11 protein-coding genes are annotated in these 16,009 nt (G+C 39.0%); 7 read left to right on the top strand and 4 right to left on the bottom strand.

Annotated elements, in window-relative coordinates; all coding sequences use genetic code 11:
* Nucleotides 1–318 precede the first annotated feature (318 nt).
* Nucleotides 319–1,338 (top strand): helix-turn-helix domain-containing protein, encoded by a 1,020-nt coding sequence (locus tag ACW6NC_RS10065; protein WP_457865714.1) that lies wholly within the window; start codon nt 319–321, stop codon nt 1,336–1,338.
* Here ACW6NC_RS10065 and ACW6NC_RS10060 read toward each other — a convergent pair.
* On the bottom strand, nt 1,335–2,816 hold the full coding sequence (locus ACW6NC_RS10060) for an SLC13 family permease (protein ID WP_457865712.1): 1,482 nt from the start codon (nt 2,814–2,816) through the stop codon (nt 1,335–1,337). The two genes, ACW6NC_RS10065 and ACW6NC_RS10060, sit on opposite strands and share 4 nt — an antisense overlap.
* An 88-nt stretch (nt 2,817–2,904) precedes the next feature.
* On the opposite strand from ACW6NC_RS10060, the gene ACW6NC_RS10055 reads away from it, so the two are divergent.
* Nucleotides 2,905–5,349, top strand: a complete 2,445-nt coding sequence (locus tag ACW6NC_RS10055; protein ID WP_457865710.1) for a hypothetical protein — start codon at nt 2,905–2,907, stop codon at nt 5,347–5,349.
* 115 nt (nt 5,350–5,464) lie between these two features.
* On the opposite strand, the gene lipB is transcribed toward ACW6NC_RS10055, so the two are convergent.
* Nucleotides 5,465–6,181 (bottom strand): lipoyl(octanoyl) transferase LipB, encoded by a 717-nt coding sequence (lipB, locus tag ACW6NC_RS10050; RefSeq protein ID WP_457865708.1) that lies wholly within the window; start codon nt 6,179–6,181, stop codon nt 5,465–5,467.
* Between the two features lie 3 nt (nt 6,182–6,184).
* The gene (locus tag ACW6NC_RS10045) at nt 6,185–6,343 is read right to left on the bottom strand and encodes a YqaE/Pmp3 family membrane protein (RefSeq protein WP_457865706.1); all 159 of its coding nucleotides are present in this window, start codon (nt 6,341–6,343) and stop codon (nt 6,185–6,187) included.
* Between the two features lie 141 nt (nt 6,344–6,484).
* Here ACW6NC_RS10045 and lysS point away from each other — a divergent pair, with 141 nt between their 5' ends.
* A complete protein-coding gene (gene lysS, locus ACW6NC_RS10040) occupies nt 6,485–8,176 on the top strand; it encodes a lysine--tRNA ligase (RefSeq protein ID WP_457865705.1) in 1,692 nt (563 codons plus the stop codon).
* Between the two features lie 182 nt (nt 8,177–8,358).
* Nucleotides 8,359–10,854: a zinc-dependent metalloprotease gene (locus ACW6NC_RS10035; RefSeq protein ID WP_457865703.1), complete on the top strand. Its 2,496-nt coding sequence runs from the start codon at nt 8,359–8,361 to the stop codon at nt 10,852–10,854.
* A gap of 365 nt (nt 10,855–11,219) precedes the next feature.
* On the opposite strand, the gene ACW6NC_RS10030 is transcribed toward ACW6NC_RS10035, so the two are convergent.
* On the bottom strand, nt 11,220–11,906 hold the full coding sequence (locus ACW6NC_RS10030; RefSeq protein WP_457865701.1) for a zinc metallopeptidase: 687 nt from the start codon (nt 11,904–11,906) through the stop codon (nt 11,220–11,222).
* 156 nt (nt 11,907–12,062) lie between these two features.
* Here ACW6NC_RS10030 and pyrH point away from each other — a divergent pair, with 156 nt between their 5' ends.
* The 3 genes from pyrH to ACW6NC_RS10015 all read left to right on the top strand — a co-directional run bounded on the left by pyrH (nt 12,063) and on the right by ACW6NC_RS10015 (nt 15,944).
* Nucleotides 12,063–12,770, top strand: coding sequence for a UMP kinase (gene pyrH, locus ACW6NC_RS10025; protein WP_457865699.1), 708 nt, complete (start codon nt 12,063–12,065; stop codon nt 12,768–12,770).
* A gap of 32 nt (nt 12,771–12,802) precedes the next feature.
* A complete protein-coding gene (frr, locus tag ACW6NC_RS10020; protein ID WP_457865697.1) occupies nt 12,803–13,357 on the top strand; it encodes a ribosome recycling factor in 555 nt (184 codons plus the stop codon).
* Between the two features lie 118 nt (nt 13,358–13,475).
* The gene (locus ACW6NC_RS10015) at nt 13,476–15,944 is read left to right on the top strand and encodes a DUF5686 family protein (RefSeq protein WP_457865695.1); all 2,469 of its coding nucleotides are present in this window, start codon (nt 13,476–13,478) and stop codon (nt 15,942–15,944) included.
* Nucleotides 15,945–16,009: the final 65 nt, after the last annotated feature.

Genomic DNA, 16,009 nt, shown 5'->3' with positions numbered 1-16,009 from the left:
AAGAACCGAATAAGAGAAGGGCTCTAAAATTCAAAACGGTAAATCTCTGAAAATTAATCAGTTTGGATTGACGTTATAAAAACTAATCTTGCCAGTTATAAAAACCCAGCAAAAGAAAAGGCCAAACTTTTCAACCCCTCGACCAAATTCTAACGTTTTTAAAACTACTATTAGCCTATTAGCCATTTAAACCCTAAAACAAACGTTAAAATTTTAATTTTACGGGGAATTCCAGGGCGTTAAGGTTTCTTAAATTACAAAGAATTTAACAACATAGGTTTTAATTTAGGCGTATCATTATTATTGTGAAATTTATTTATGAGGATAGATGTTAAAACACTCCCGGTTATTGATATTATTGAAGATATAGCCGCGGTCATTGGAGTAGAGGTACAAAATAGTAATGGCGAATATGTCATGGACATCCCTGAAAATCTAGGCGAAGGTTTTATACGGGGTGCGAGTTTTGATAATGGAATGGGGGTCATTACCTATAATTGCAAGTTCTATGAAGATGTCGAAATCCATTTTTCTCTTAATACGGTACATCCATTAAAATTCATCTTTTGTTCAGAAGGTCATGTTGGACATTCCTTTCAATCTCAGGAAAAGATTAATACCATAGAAACTTATCAAAATATCATTGTCTCCAGCAGTGGGTATGACGGGCACGTACTTTTTTTCAAGGCTAATCTTCCCACCCATGTTTCCAGTTTGGAAATTATAAGGTCCGCGTTTTCTTCCCGTTCCAATCATAACTTCAAGGATCTTGACCCCACACTTAAAGATCTTTTTAAAGATGATGTTTCTGAAAAACAATTCTACTATCAGGGGAATTACAGCATAAAAGCAGCTGATTTGATGGAGGAAATAGACACTCGTAATTATACAGGGTTTTTACGGTCGTTATTTCTTGAGGGAAAAGCTTTTGAAATGCTGGTTATCCAGATCGCCCAGTACCAGGATGATGAAGCAGAAGATAAACTTCCACAGATACTTCGAAAATCGGATATTGAAAAGGTTAATTATGTAGTCAAACGTATTCAGGGAGATCTAGGCAGCAATCATACTGTTGAAGCCCTTGCTAAAGAAGCAGGCACCAATGTCAATAAACTTCAGGAAGGTTTTAAATATGTTTACAACCTCACGGTAAATAAATATATGCAGCATAAAAAGCTGGAGGCCGCTAAAGAAATGTTGATGAGTTCAGAGAAAAATATTTCTGAAATCGTGGTTTCTATTGGCCTCAATAATCGAAGTTACTTCTCTAAGATCTTCAAAGAAAAATATGGCGTAAACCCCAAATATTTTTTAAAGACCCGAAACAAACAAGATTAGATGTCAATGTTCTGAAAGATTTCAGGAACAATTTCAGGGTCAAAATCCCATAAAACCGGTAAGGCGAAGTATACTACAAAACTTACCAACAGGATGGAAAACAAATTCATCCAAATCCCTGTTTTTATCATGTCCGGGATATGCAGATATCCAGAACCAAAAACCACAGCATTTGGGGGAGTCGCAACTGGTAACATAAAAGCGCAGGAAGCAGCCAGGGTAGCGCTTATCATAAGAGAATAAGGATGAAGCTCGAGAGCGAGAGCCATTGGAGCTAAAATTGGAAGCAACATAGCCGTGGTAGCTAAGTTTGAGGTCACTTCAGTTAAAAAATTTACTGTTGCTACCAAAATCAGGATTACCAAAAACAAGGGTAAATGCTCAAGTTGCGTTAACTGATTTCCAAACCACACAGCCAGGCCAGAATCACCAAAACCTCTAGCCAAGGCCATCCCACCTCCAAAAAGCAGTATTATTCCCCAGGGAAGTTTTACGGCTTCTTCCCATTGTAACAATGGGCCTTTCCCTTTGCCAGCCGGGAAGGCAAACAAAATAACTCCTGCAGCAATAGCAATTATGGTATCATCTACAAAGGGTAGTAAAGGCTGGAGGAAAAAGGATCTACTTATCCAAAAAAATGCCGTTACAGCAAAAATGCTTAACACTCTCTTCTCACCTTTCCCCATGGTCCCCAATAATCTAAGTTGTCGATTGATCTCCGCTTTTCCGCCAGGAATAACTTCCTGGCCAAACTTGAAAGCATAGCTGGTTAAATATTTCCAACAAATGAAAAGTAGAAAAATCGAAATCGGGAAACCCAGTAAAATCCATTTGAGAAAACTTATCTCTATCCCATAAAGTTCTTCAATGATCCCAGCAAACACCAGGTTAGGCGGAGTTCCAATTAGGGTGGCAATACCCCCAATAGAAGCACTATAGGCAATAGAAAGCATTAAAGCTTTTCCAAATGGACCACTGGCTTCTTCCAAGGTACCGCGTGTTTCTTTCAATTGTGAGATTATTGCAGCACCAATTGGTAACATCATCACTGAAGTAGCTGTATTGGATATCCACATGGAAAGAAAGGCCGTAGCAAGCATAAATCCCAGGATAATATTTTTTATGTTAGTTCCAATAAGCCTAATTATAGAGAGCGCTATTCGTTTATGAAGATTCCATCTTTCTATCGCTATGGCCAGTAAAAATCCACCCAGGTACAAAAACACATATTTATGCCCAAAAGCAGCTGTTGTATCCTCGATGGAAAGCGCTCCTGTTAACGGGAATAAAACTATAGGCATTAATGCAGTAACAGCGATAGGAATCACTTCGGTCACCCACCATAACGCCATCCAAATCGTAATGCAAAGCACATCATATGCAGGGCCGGGCATTGAAGCTGGTTTTCCTACCAGTTGAAGAAGTAGAAAAACAAGAGGTCCGGCGAGTAAAACCACCGTTTTTGCATTTTTATTCATATAGAAAGAGAATTATTCACGGGAAAACGGCTGGTTAGCTTCCAAATTCAAGTGAAGTTACTAATTTTAGCATAAATTTCCTGATATCATGAAAAGAATGCTCACGGGAGTAATCGTTTTTCTACTCTTGGCCTGCCAGCCGAAAGCTCAAAAAAAAGATCTCATTTCCTGGTTACCACAGGAATCAGCTGTGGTGGTTCAATCACACGACCTGAAGGCGCTTTCTAGAGATCTTTCTTCATTAGCTTTTGTTAAAGAAAATGACTTTAGGTTGAAGAATCAACTTGAGGAAAACCTCAATTTCCTAAATCATATTGAAAACCTGGGTAATTCTTTGATCGCTTTTTCTAACCTAAAAAAAGAGGCCTTTTCATTTACCATCATTAGTGAAAGTCAACCACAAATTAAACTGGACTCCGTAAGGAACAAATCGGTGGAACGCTTGAAATTTGAAGATTTTGAGATAAACAAGTTAAACCTTGAAGGAAACGTCTTTTTTACCTGTAGGAAAGACGGTGTATTCTTTGCAGCAAATTCTCTTAAAGGTTTAAAAACTATCCTGAAAAATAAAGGCATTTTGAACGATTCGGAATTTAAAAAAGCCTTTAAAGCTTCTGATCCAAAGAAAACCTCAATATATTTTCACAATGAGCGGGTTGGAGAGAAGTTTAAGCAATGGTTCCCCGCTACAGACTCCAGCCTGATTAATTTTGCCACCTGGAACGCCGTTGATCTTAATCACAAAAACGGATCTCTCAATTTTAATGGAGTAAGTCTCTGGCCTGAGAAAGCCAGCATCCAACATATTTTTAAAAAAGTTGGTTCCTCGCCAAACCAGATCCCCCGGGTTGTTCCTATTACAGCCTCAGGTTTCTCCTCATTTGGGTATGATAATTTTGAACAATTTCATCAGAATTTCAAGATTTTTTTCCAAAAGGAATTCTCTGAATATGAAAAGGAAATCCTTAAGAATGTCTCAGAAATAGGCGTTATTACTTACCCATCAGATCAATTACTAGTACTCAATAATATCGATGTAAATCTTGCCAAACAAAATCTGGCAAGATTTAGTAGAGATGGTAAAGAATTCCGAAATAGCACCCTCTATCGGTTCGATAATTCATCACTGTTTGTGGAAAACCTCAAACCATTAATTAACCAGGTAAATTTGAAATTTTATACCACCCTGGAAAATTTTGTCATCTTCGCCAATTCGGAAGAACTTCTCAAAGATGTGATTACGGCTTTCGTGAATAAGAAAGTCCTTGCTCAACACGTGACTTACGGGCAAGCCTCTGCACATCTATCAGAAGCTTCAAATATTTTGTTGGTTGCTAATAATGAGAATTTTAAAGATAATTTAAAAAATTTAGGGTCAAACAAGTTTAAAGATGACATTTCCGGACTGAATTTCGAACCCAATAATCTCTCAGCTATTCAGATTGTCGCTGACAGGGAGTTTTCTCATATTCATGGAATTTATCAAAGAACCCAGGGATCAATTCATACAGAAAAAACCAAACAGCTTCTTTCGGTCAAGTTGGATGAGAAAATTCTGGGAAACCCTGTTTTCTTCAGTAATCATAAAAACGGCCAAAAGGATATCGCCGTCCAGGACATCAATAATGTACTCTATCTTATCTCTAATAAAGGGGAAATCTATTGGAAAAAACAATTGGATGGCCCTATTCGGGGTAAAATCAAGGAAGTTGATATCTTAAAAAACGGAAAGTACCAACTTGCATTTGTAACTAAAAACCGACTTGAGATAATTGATCGAAACGGAAATCCTGTGAATCCTTTTCCTCTTAAATTCCAGGATGAGATCACGCAGTCTTTAGCACTATTCGATTACGATAATAATCGTAATTACCGATTCTTAATTACCCAGGAGAACAAACTTTATATGTACAATTCAAAAGGAAGAAGAGTAAATGGTTTTAAATTCAACAAGACCAACTCAGAAATATTATTCCCTCCAAAACACATTCGAATAGGCACCAAAGATTATATTGTTATTGCTGAAAACTCCGGCAAACTCAATATTCTATCCCGCCAGGGACGTCACCGGGTGAAAGTTAATAAACGCTTTAACTTTTCTGATAATGGATGGTACCAATATAATGGTCATTTTATTTCTAGCAACGAGGTAGGAGAGCTTGTATTAATAGATGAAAACGGAGGGTTTTCAGATAAAGATTTAAGGCTTGCTCAAAATCATAAAATAGACGCCACCCATAATTTACTGGTTAGTTTTTCTGAAAATACCTTAACAATCAAAGACAAGGAGCTCGCTTTAGATTTTGGACTTTATACCGAACCTCAAATTTTTTTGGAAAACAACAAATACTACATAAGTATTACTGATTTACAAACTCAAAAGGTGTATGTTTTCGACAGTAATGCGGAGTTATTGCCTGGTTTCCCAGTATATGGCACCTCTGCTATTGATTTAACAAACAGCAATGATGATGATCATCCTGAGTTTGTAGTTAAAGGCGACACCGGCGAATTATTAATTTATAGTTTTTAAATTTAATGGTGTAAAGGGAGTTTAACTATAATCCTCGGAGCATTCTTATAAATTAAGGAAAAGACTATTTTTGGTACACCATAAATGTTTAACCTTTAGGTTGATACCATAGTAATCAATCCAGGTCCGTTAACTGATTAATTTCTGCTTCGAAAAGTTCAGAAAAATGGTTCAATAATTTCTCCTGAATTTCATCCATTGAAATTTCTTTTTTCCCCAGTTCGACATTTAGAGAGGTTACCGCTTTACCTTTAATTCCGCAAGGAACAATATTATCAAAATAACCCAGGTTTGCATTAACATTGAGTGCAAAACCATGCATGGTCACCCAACGACTGGCCCTTACGCCCATTGCGCAAATTTTACGTGCAAAGGGGGTGCCCACATCCAACCATACCCCCGTTTCTCCAGGACTTCGTTCCGATTTTATTCCATATTCATCTAGCGTCCGGATCACCATTTCCTCTAGTAAACGAAGATATTTATGAATATCGGTAAAGAAATTTTCCAGGTCAAGAATGGGGTATCCTACGAGCTGTCCTGGACCGTGGTAAGTTATATCTCCTCCTCGATTTATTTTATAATATTTGGCATTTCTTTTTTCAAGTTCCGCTTCGGAAACCAAGAGATGTTTAATGTCGCCACTTTTACCCAAAGTATATACATGTGGATGTTCCACCACAAGAAAATAGTTAGGAGTTTCTAATTTAAGGTCCTCACGTCGGTTCTGAATTTTAAGATCCAGAATACTTTTAAAGAGCTCCTCCTGGTAATCCCAGGTTTCTTTATAATCTTTTAAGCCTAGTTTTTGTAATTCAATTTTCTTATTCATCTTCTACCTCTGCGGATTGTTCAAAATTATAAGTGCGGCAATAACACCGGGTATCCATCCTAATAAGGTCAAAAGCAAGACAATGAGAATAGATCCACAGCCGCGGTCATAAACCGCAAGAGGTGGAAATAAAATAGAAAGCAAAACCCTCCAGATACTCATAATTCAAGATTTTTAAACCGATTTTATTGCAAAGATAAGATTAAAATTCGGCCTGCCACTCCATTGGTTGGTAGCCTGAGACTCACTATATTTGCATCCGCCTTGCAGAAAAAGCAGGTATTTAAATTTCAAACTATTATCATGCACCTATCTGAACAGGAAATAATACGTCGAGACAAACTCGCAGCCCTTCGCCAAGAGGGTATAAATCCCTATCCGGCCGAACTATTCCCGGTAGACCACACCACTAAACAATTGAAATCGCATTTTGAGGTCGGAAAAAAAGTGGTGCTAGCAGGGCGTCTAATGTCACGTCGCATCCAGGGAAAAGCTTCTTTTGCTGAGCTTCAGGATGCTGAAGGAAAAATCCAGGTTTATTTTAACCGTGATGAAATTTGCCCTGGCGAAAACAAGGATAAATACAATACTCTCTACAAAAAATTATTGGACATAGGGGATTTTATAGGTATTGAAGGAGAGCTATTCAAAACTCAAGTGGGTGAAATGACAGTGATGGTCAAAGATTTCACCTTGCTCAGCAAGTCACTTCGTCCTCTTCCGCTTCCAAAAACAGATAAGGATGGTAACACCCATGATGGATTTAATGACCCTGAACAACGATATCGCCAGCGTTATGCCGATCTTGCAGTAAATCCACATGTTAAGGAAATTTTTATTAAGCGCACCAAATTATTTAATGCTATGCGGAATTTCTTTAATGAAAAGGGTTACTTTGAGGTCGAGACCCCAATTTTACAATCCATACCCGGGGGTGCGGCTGCCAGACCCTTTATAACGCATCATAATGCTCTTGATATCCCGCTATACTTAAGGATTGCCAATGAACTATACCTTAAAAGACTTATTGTTGGTGGATTTGATGGGGTTTATGAATTCTCCAAAAACTTTAGAAATGAAGGAATGGATCGCACCCACAATCCTGAATTCACCGCTATGGAAATCTATGTAGCCTATAAGGACTACAACTGGATGATGGATTTCACTGAAAATCTTTTGGAGCACTGCGCCCTGCAAGTTAACGGAACTACCCAAGCAATTTTTGGTCAATATAAAATAGATTTTAAGGCGCCCTACAAACGTGTCACCATGACCGAATCTATAAAAGAATTCACAGGTTTCGATATCACTGGCAAATCTGAAGCGGAAATTAGAAAGGCAGCAGAAGATATGGGCCTTGAGGTTGACCAGACGATGGGAAAAGGGAAACTTATCGATGAAATTTTTGGGGAAAAATGTGAAGGGAACTACATCCAACCTACTTTTATCACTGATTATCCAAAGGAAATGAGCCCCTTATGTAAGGAACACCGTGAAAATCCAGAGTTAACCGAGCGTTTTGAATTAATGGTATGTGGTAAGGAGATAGCAAATGCTTATTCAGAACTAAATGATCCTATAGACCAACGCCAACGTTTTGAAGAGCAACTAAAACTGGCTAAAAAAGGTGATGATGAAGCGACTGAGTTTATTGATCAGGATTTTCTAAGAGCCCTGGAATATGGTATGCCACCTACTTCAGGTCTGGGTATTGGAATGGATAGATTGATAATGTTTCTCACCAATAACAGATCGATTCAGGAGGTATTGTTCTTCCCACAAATGAAACCAGAGAAAAAGGCTGTGGAACTTAGTGAGGAAGAAAAAGAAGTATTCAGCATTCTGAAAGATAACGAAATTCACGATTTAGAGGAAGTAAAAACCAAATCGGGATTGAGCAACAAAAAATGGGATAAAGCTCTGAAATCTTTAAGAAAACATAAAATGATTGATGTTTTCAAGGATGGAGAAACGATGAAAATCAAAGCGAGTTAACCTTGGAATGTTTGGTGCTTTGTCGTTGAACAAAGATTAAATTAAGTTATTTTTAACTTGTTTTTTAAACCTTTTTAATAAATATTCGTCTAAAGACTGCCTGATGGTGGTCTTTTTTATATTTTGGCCACTGCTCAAATAATTACACCATCAAATATCTTAAACAAAGTAAACTACTTTTTATGAACAAAAAATTTTCGCACAAACTGCTCCTTCTCGCCCTCTCGGTCTCGGTTAGCAGTTGTGCTGTTTTTCAACCGGAAGAAGATAGCGCCTCCGCTAGCAAAACCGATGAAGCCAAAAAAAATGGCAATGGAGTTAAGCCTTATGAAAAGGTGATCACTAAAGACGCCAAAACAGATTTAGGCCTATTCACAGTTCATCGTGTAGAAGACAAATATTTCTACGAAATTCCTGATAGCCTTTTTAATCGCGAAATGCTTACGGTAACCAGAATTGCAAAAACCGCTTCAGGTATAGGTTTTGGAGGCGGAAAACAAAACACCCAGGTTCACCGCTGGCAAAAAAAAGACGGTAACGTCTTACTGAGGGTAGTATCTCACGAGATCTATGCAGCTGATTCCCTGCCCGTTCACGAGGCAGTCGTCAATTCAAATTTCGAACCTGTTTTACAACGCTTTCCTATTAAAACCTACGGGAATGATTCGGTAAACAAAACTACCGTCATTGATGTTACTGAGCTTTATACCAAAGATGTTATGGCTCTTGGACTTCCCGATCGAACACGGAAGCGCTATAAGGTATCACGTTTGGACGATGCCCGATCTTATATAGATACCATTAGAAGTTATCCCGAAAATATAGAGGTTCGCCACGTAAAAACCTATAATGCAGGAGAACCTCCATCAAACGCCAGCACCGGATCGATCTCCTTAGAATTCAGCAACTCCATGATTCTTCTCCCTAAAGTACCGATGGAACGCCGTTATTTCGATCAGCGGGTAGGATGGTTTGCTCGTGGGCAGGTTGACTACGGAAGAGAGGATCATAAAAGCAAAGAAGTTAGATACCTTGATCGCTGGAGACTGGAAGTTAAAGAAGAAGACAGGGAAAAATTTAAACGCGGTGAACTGGTAGAACCCAAAGAACCCATCGTTTATTATATCGACCGGGCAACTCCGGTAAAATGGAGACCTTTTATCAAACAAGGAATTGAAGATTGGCAGGTGGCCTTTGAAGAAGCTGGTTTTAAAAATGCAATCATTGCCAAAGATCCGCCTAGCAAAGAGGAGGATCCAGACTGGAGTCCTGAAGATGTTCGATATTCGGTAGTAAGATACCTTGCTTCCCCTATCCCTAATGCTAATGGCCCACATGTGAGTGATCCTAGATCAGGAGAAATCCTGGAATCTGATATTAATTGGTATCACAATGTTATGACCCTTTTAAGAAATTGGTTTTTTGTGCAAACCGCCGCGATCAACGAAGATGCCCAGATGCCACAATTTGAGGATGAAGTTATGGGACGTTTAATCCGATTTGTATCAGCCCATGAAGTAGGTCACACCATCGGTTTACCTCATAATATGGGTAGTAGTGTAGCTTATCCTGTAGAAAAACTGCGTGATCCGGAGTTCACTGCTAAATATGGAACTGCTCCATCTATTATGGATTATGCACGCTTCAATTATATCGCCCAGCCAGGAGATGGAGATGTAGCATTAATGCCAAATATCGGTCCATATGATAAATATGCAATCAAATGGGGCTACAAGCCTATTCTTGATAAAACCCCTGAAGAGGAAAAGGAGATTCTCGATCAATGGATACTGGAAAAAGCGGGAGACCCACTTTATCGATTTGGAAGACAGCAAGGAGGTGGAGTTATTGACCCAAGTTCTCAGACAGAAGATCTAGGAGATGATGCTATTCTTGCCAGTGAATACGGAATCAAAAACCTTAAACGAATTGTTCCAAATCTTATAGAGTGGACTGCAGAAACCGGTAAAAATTACGAAGATCTCGATGACTTGTATTCACAGGTTCTCAGCCAGTATAATAGATACATGGGTCATGTGACAGCTAACATCGGCGGGGTCTATGAATATTACAAGACCTATGACCAGGAAGGAGCAGTTTATACCCACGTACGGCCTGCTCACCAGAAGAATGCAATGCAGTTTCTACAGGATCAACTTTTTTCGACCCCGGAATGGCTCATCGACCAAGAAATTTTCAACAAAATTGAATTCGATGGAAATATTGAACGCATCAGAAACTACCAGGTACGGACCTTAAATAACCTCCTGGATTTTGGAAGAATGGCACGTCTTATGGAAAATGAAGAGGTAAATGGTAGGGAGGCTTATTCACTTCTAGAGATGATGGGCGACCTTCGCAAAGGCCTATTTAGCGAATTATCTAGTGGAAAAAGAATTGACCGGTATCGCAGAAACCTTCAACGTGCCTATATTGATAGAATGGAATACTTAATGACTCAGGAACAATCTGAAATACCAGCCCGTATGCGCGCATGGACTTCAAGGAGTGATATAAATGTGGCGCAAAGTGATATTCGGCCCGTGGTTCGTGGGGAACTTAAAACCCTGGAACGCCAGATACGAAATGCTATCGGCAGAACAGGAGATACTCTAACAAGGTATCACCTTCAGGATGCCTTGGAAAGGATTGATCTTATTCTAAACCCTATAAAGTAAGAGTGAATTTTTTAAACATTCGTTTAATTGTCAAGGAGCCTGTCGGAATTTCCGGCCGGCTCCTATTGTTTTTAAATCACTGAATATTTTATAAGTCTTTTTTAAATAGTCTAGGGCTCTATGGTTCATGAATTGTCGAAAAAGGAAATAAGTTTAATTAAAATTCCATGATGGTTACTTAATAAGCCCTCGGCAATGTCAGGTATAAATTTATAAAGCCTATAATTTTAGTTTGTTTGAGCAGGCAAGGAAGATCCGAAGATCTAAATAAGCTTAAGCCAGGCTATACAGAAGATTTCTTCTTTGCCAACGAGAAAGGCCGTCTTGATTTGACGGCCTTTTTACTTATGGGACTCAAAAAAGATTTATTCCCTGCCCATATAAATGCTAAGAAAGTACAACAATGTAGCTAAAGAGCCCACTGCAGCCACAACATAAGTCCGTGCCGCCCATTTTAATGAGTCTTCAGCGGCATCATGTTCCTGGGTAGACAGCATATTTTCATTTTCCAACCACACTAAAGCTCGCTTACTGGCATCGTATTCAACCGGTAGTGTCACAAAGCTGAAGAGGGTCCCCATACCATAAAGAATAATACCTATCAACAAAATAGTACTTCCCATAGCCGTAGTGGCCATCAGCATCAAACCTCCAAAGATGACCCACTGGGAAAACCTGGAAGCTACACTTACAATAGGAACCAGCTGGCTACGCATTTGCAACCAACTGTAGGCCTGAGCATGTTGAATAGCGTGCCCGCATTCGTGAGCTGCCACTGCCGCAGCAGCAGCGTTACGTTGGGTATATACCCCCTCACTAAGGTTAATGGTTTTTTTCTGTGGATTATAATGATCGGTTAGCATTCCGGGGGTTGAAATAACCTTTACATCATAAATGCCATTATCACTCAACATTTTTTCCGCGATCTCTTTCCCGCTCATTCCATTTTGCAGGTGAACCTTAGAATATTTTTTGAATTTACTCTTTAACTTATTGCTCACATACATGCTCACGATAAAGAGTACTCCAGCAATTATATAATATCCTATCATTTCTTCTTTTATTTTTTTTCGAACTTCAAATATAGCAAAAACCTAGCCACATCCTATTAGCTTTCGGGGAAGGCATTTAACATGAATCCATTGAAAAACCTTATTTATCAATTTAAGATTATACCTATATTTGCAGCAATTAATCAAAAACCGGCTATGCAGTATAAAAGAATACTTTTAAAATTATCGGGTGAAGCTTTAATGGGAGACCGCCAATATGGCATTGATCCAATTAGATTGGCAGAATATGCTAAAGAAATTAAATCGGTAACAGATAAAGGTGTTGAAGTCGCAATTGTAATTGGTGGTGGAAATATTTTCCGAGGCGTCGCCGGAGCAAGTAAAGGCATGGACCGCGTACAGGGAGACCACATGGGAATGCTTGCTACCGTAATTAATGGCCTAGCACTTCAGGGTGCACTTGAAGATGCCGAGGTGCAAACCCGCCTGCAATCAGCCATCCACATCAATGAAGTCGCTGAACCATTTATCAGAAGAAGAGCGATTAGACATCTTGAAAAAGGTCGGGTTGTCATCTTTGGTGGAGGTACTGGAAATCCTTACTTCACAACCGATTCCGCAGCCGTTTTAAGAGCAATAGAAATTCACGCTGATGTCATTCTAAAAGGAACCCGCGTCGATGGAATATACACCGCGGATCCCGAAAAGGATACCAAAGCAACCAAATTTGATTATATTACCTTTGATGATGTGATCCGTAAAGGTCTAAAGGTGATGGACACGACGGCTTTTACCTTAAGCCAGGAAAACGAATTACCCATTATTGTTTTTGACATGAATACCCCCGGTAACCTTCTAAGAGTTGTAACCGGAGAAAATATTGGAACCAAAGTAAATCTATAGTTCAAAAAACCTGCATTTTAAACTTTATAAAGATGGAAGACGAAATTGAATTTATTATTGATAGTGCCAAAGAGGGAATGGAAAAAGCCATAGCCCATCTAAAAAAACAACTAGCCAATATCAGGGCCGGAAAAGCCAGTCCATCGATGGTTGGAAGTGTAATGGTAGAATATTACGGTTCACAAACACCACTTAACCAGGTGGCCAATGTGAATACCCCCGATGCGCGGACCATTTCCATTCAACCTTTTGAGAAAAGCCTTATAGGTGAGATCGAAAAAGGGATCATGCAGGCCAATCTAGGTTTTAACCCCATGAACAATGGTGAAAATGTAATAATAAGTGTACCACCATTAACTGAAGAAAGAAGAAAGCAACTTACAAAACAAGCAAAAGCTGAAGCCGAAGATGCAAAGGTTGGAGTTCGTAACGATCGAAAATCAGCCAACAACGAACTTAAAAAACTTGATATCTCAGAGGACCTTCTCAGAACTTCTGAGGATGAAGTTCAGGAGTTAACAGACGCCTACATTGCCAAGGTCGATAGAATCCTAGAGGTTAAGGAAAAAGAGATCATGACCGTCTAGCAAAGCGGCTTTTAATAATTTAACATACAATTGTCTGATCGGCTTGCCCAAGCCTGTCAGACAATTTTTATTTTAGGACTAAATTCCAGAAATTTAACCTCACCTGTAAAGAGATAATATGCGTCTATGCCTTATACTTGCTATCGTTTGTATTGTTTCTTTTACTAGTGCTATTGCTCAGCATACAATTTCCGGCCGGGTAGTAAACGCTGCCACGGGGGAGCCACTTCCCTATGCAAAAATCTCCGTTGGGGATGAGCCGCCAGGTCTTACCAATATTGACGGTTCATTTTCAATTACCCTGAGAGATACTATAACTGAAGCCACTTTTTCTTATGTTGGTTTTTCTTCAAGAACTATCCAACTTTCGGCTGCGACAGAATTCATCTTTATCAGGTTGAGACCTTTTACTGAAAATCTGGAGGCCGTTTTTTTGAATTCAGAAGAAAATCCAGCAAACAGCCTTATCAGAAAAGCAATTTCTAAAAGAAATCAGAATGATCCTGAAAAAGCTTTAAATTCATTTAGTTTCAGAAGCTACAATAAATTCCTCATCGATAATGAAAATAACCAAATTAGCCTGGAGACTGACAGCACTATGGCTGAAGTAGAGACAATTATTCAAACCGGGGCAGCTTATTTTTCAGAAAAAGTATCTCAATATCATTTTGAGCAGGGTCGGGGGCTAAAAGAATTAGTTTTAGGAATGAAAAATGCAGGTTTTAAAAAACCCGTATATGAGATACTTACGCTTTCCGTAAATCCCTTCTCACTCTATAAAAAGGATTATACCATTTTTGAGACTCAATACGCAGGACCACTTTCCAAAAAAGCTTTCCGGAATTATGATTTTAAAATTATAGATACTACCACAGGTGCAAGACCAGCCATCGTGGTGCACTTTAAGCCAAAAAGAGAGCATGCCGTTGCAGGTTTGGAAGGGATCTTATATCTGGACTCCAAAAGTTTCGCCATTCAAAAAGCCAAAGCACAGCTACTCGGTGCGATTAAACTGGAAATCGATCAGGAATATGAATATTTTGAGAAAGAAAATCTTTGGTTCCCAAAGAAGCAAGTTACCCGGATAAGACCAGGTAGAGGAGGCAAAGACATTTCGGTTTTTGGAGGAGTCATATCTACCGGCCGACTTCAGGGCGGTGGAGACATAATCAGTACCGTTATTGCAGGTAAGGATTTTGAATCCGGACTCTATCTTAACTCTACCAGCACAAATTATGAAATTCAATTAAACACCAAAAATAACATTAAAGGTATCTCTGCCCAGGTAGAGGTTGCTCCCGAAGCCTTTAATCCAGATAAAGAATTCTGGCAAGAAAACCGACAGCAGCCTTTTACTTATTCAGATAAAAATTTAGAAGAAAGAGTAGTTGAATTGGTTAAGAAAAAAGATGTGGAACGCCGGATCGGAATCAAAAACACCATTGGCACGGGATACTTTCCAGTGGGTTTCTGGGATTTTGACCTAGGGAAATTTTTGAAATTTAATAACTACGAAGGAATACGTCTGGGAGTCGGAGGAAAAACTAACAATAGGTTTTCAGATAAATTCAATCTTAACGCTTACTCGGTATATGGTTTTAAAGATGAAGTTCTAAAATATGGTGTAGGCACCAAAATAGCACTTTTTAAACCAAGTGGAACTAACTTGAAATTTAACTATTCGAGCGATATTATTGAAGTGGGTAGTTTCAATTATCTGCAAGGGGTTAATGAATTCTCAGTAATTGAACCTCGTTTTGTGAACATCAGTTTTTTCTATACTGATAAAACCATTAGTGGAAGCCTCACCCATAGGTTTACCCCTTCGATAAATAGTGAATTACAAATAAGTCAAAGTAATATCACCAATATTCGGGAGTACGCCTATATCCACAATGAGCAACAATTGCAAGATTATAAGCTTAGCCAGGCCACCTTTTCTTTTTTATGGCGTCCATTTGCACGTTTTTTAAGTACCCCAACAAAAAATATCCTGATAGAAAAGGGATACCCGAAATTCACTGGACAGCTCACCCAGGCTTTTTCTGGATTTATGAAGGGTGATTTCAATTTCTTCAAGGCCGGATTAAAAATAGAACATGAGATAAGGAGGTTAGATAAGTCCCGCACCGAATTTATTCTGGAAGGTAATTATGCTACTGGGGACCTGCCGCTCACCCATGCTTTTCACGCCTACCCTAATAATGGTAATCAAAGCGAAATCTTAGAGCGTTTCTCAGTAGCCGGACATACAAGCTTTGAAACCATGTATTACAATGAATTCTTCAGTGACCGCCAGGTAATGCTTCATATTAAGCATCAATTCCGACCAATCGAACTCAACAGGTTTAGCAAACCGGAAATTGTACTGATATCCCGTCACGCCATCGGAACATTTAAAAATCCTGAAAATCACGCAAATATTTCGTTTAAAACCCTGGATCAACTATATTCAGAAGTGGGAGTCGAGGTGAATAATATTCTGGCTGGTTTTGGCCTGGGAAGTGCTTACCGTTATGGTAGTTATAACCTACCGGGTTTCAAACAGAACTTCGCATTTAAATTCACTTTCCAGCTAAAGATCTAAAGCCTATACTTTACAGTTATTAATCCGCTATTTAGTGTGGCTTTTTATACCTTTGCGCTCGTTTA

The sequence above is a fragment of the Salegentibacter profundi genome, assembly GCF_054121475.1.
The sequence above is the reverse complement of the archived record's forward strand: the minus strand, read 5'-3'. Positions and strand labels throughout refer to the sequence as shown.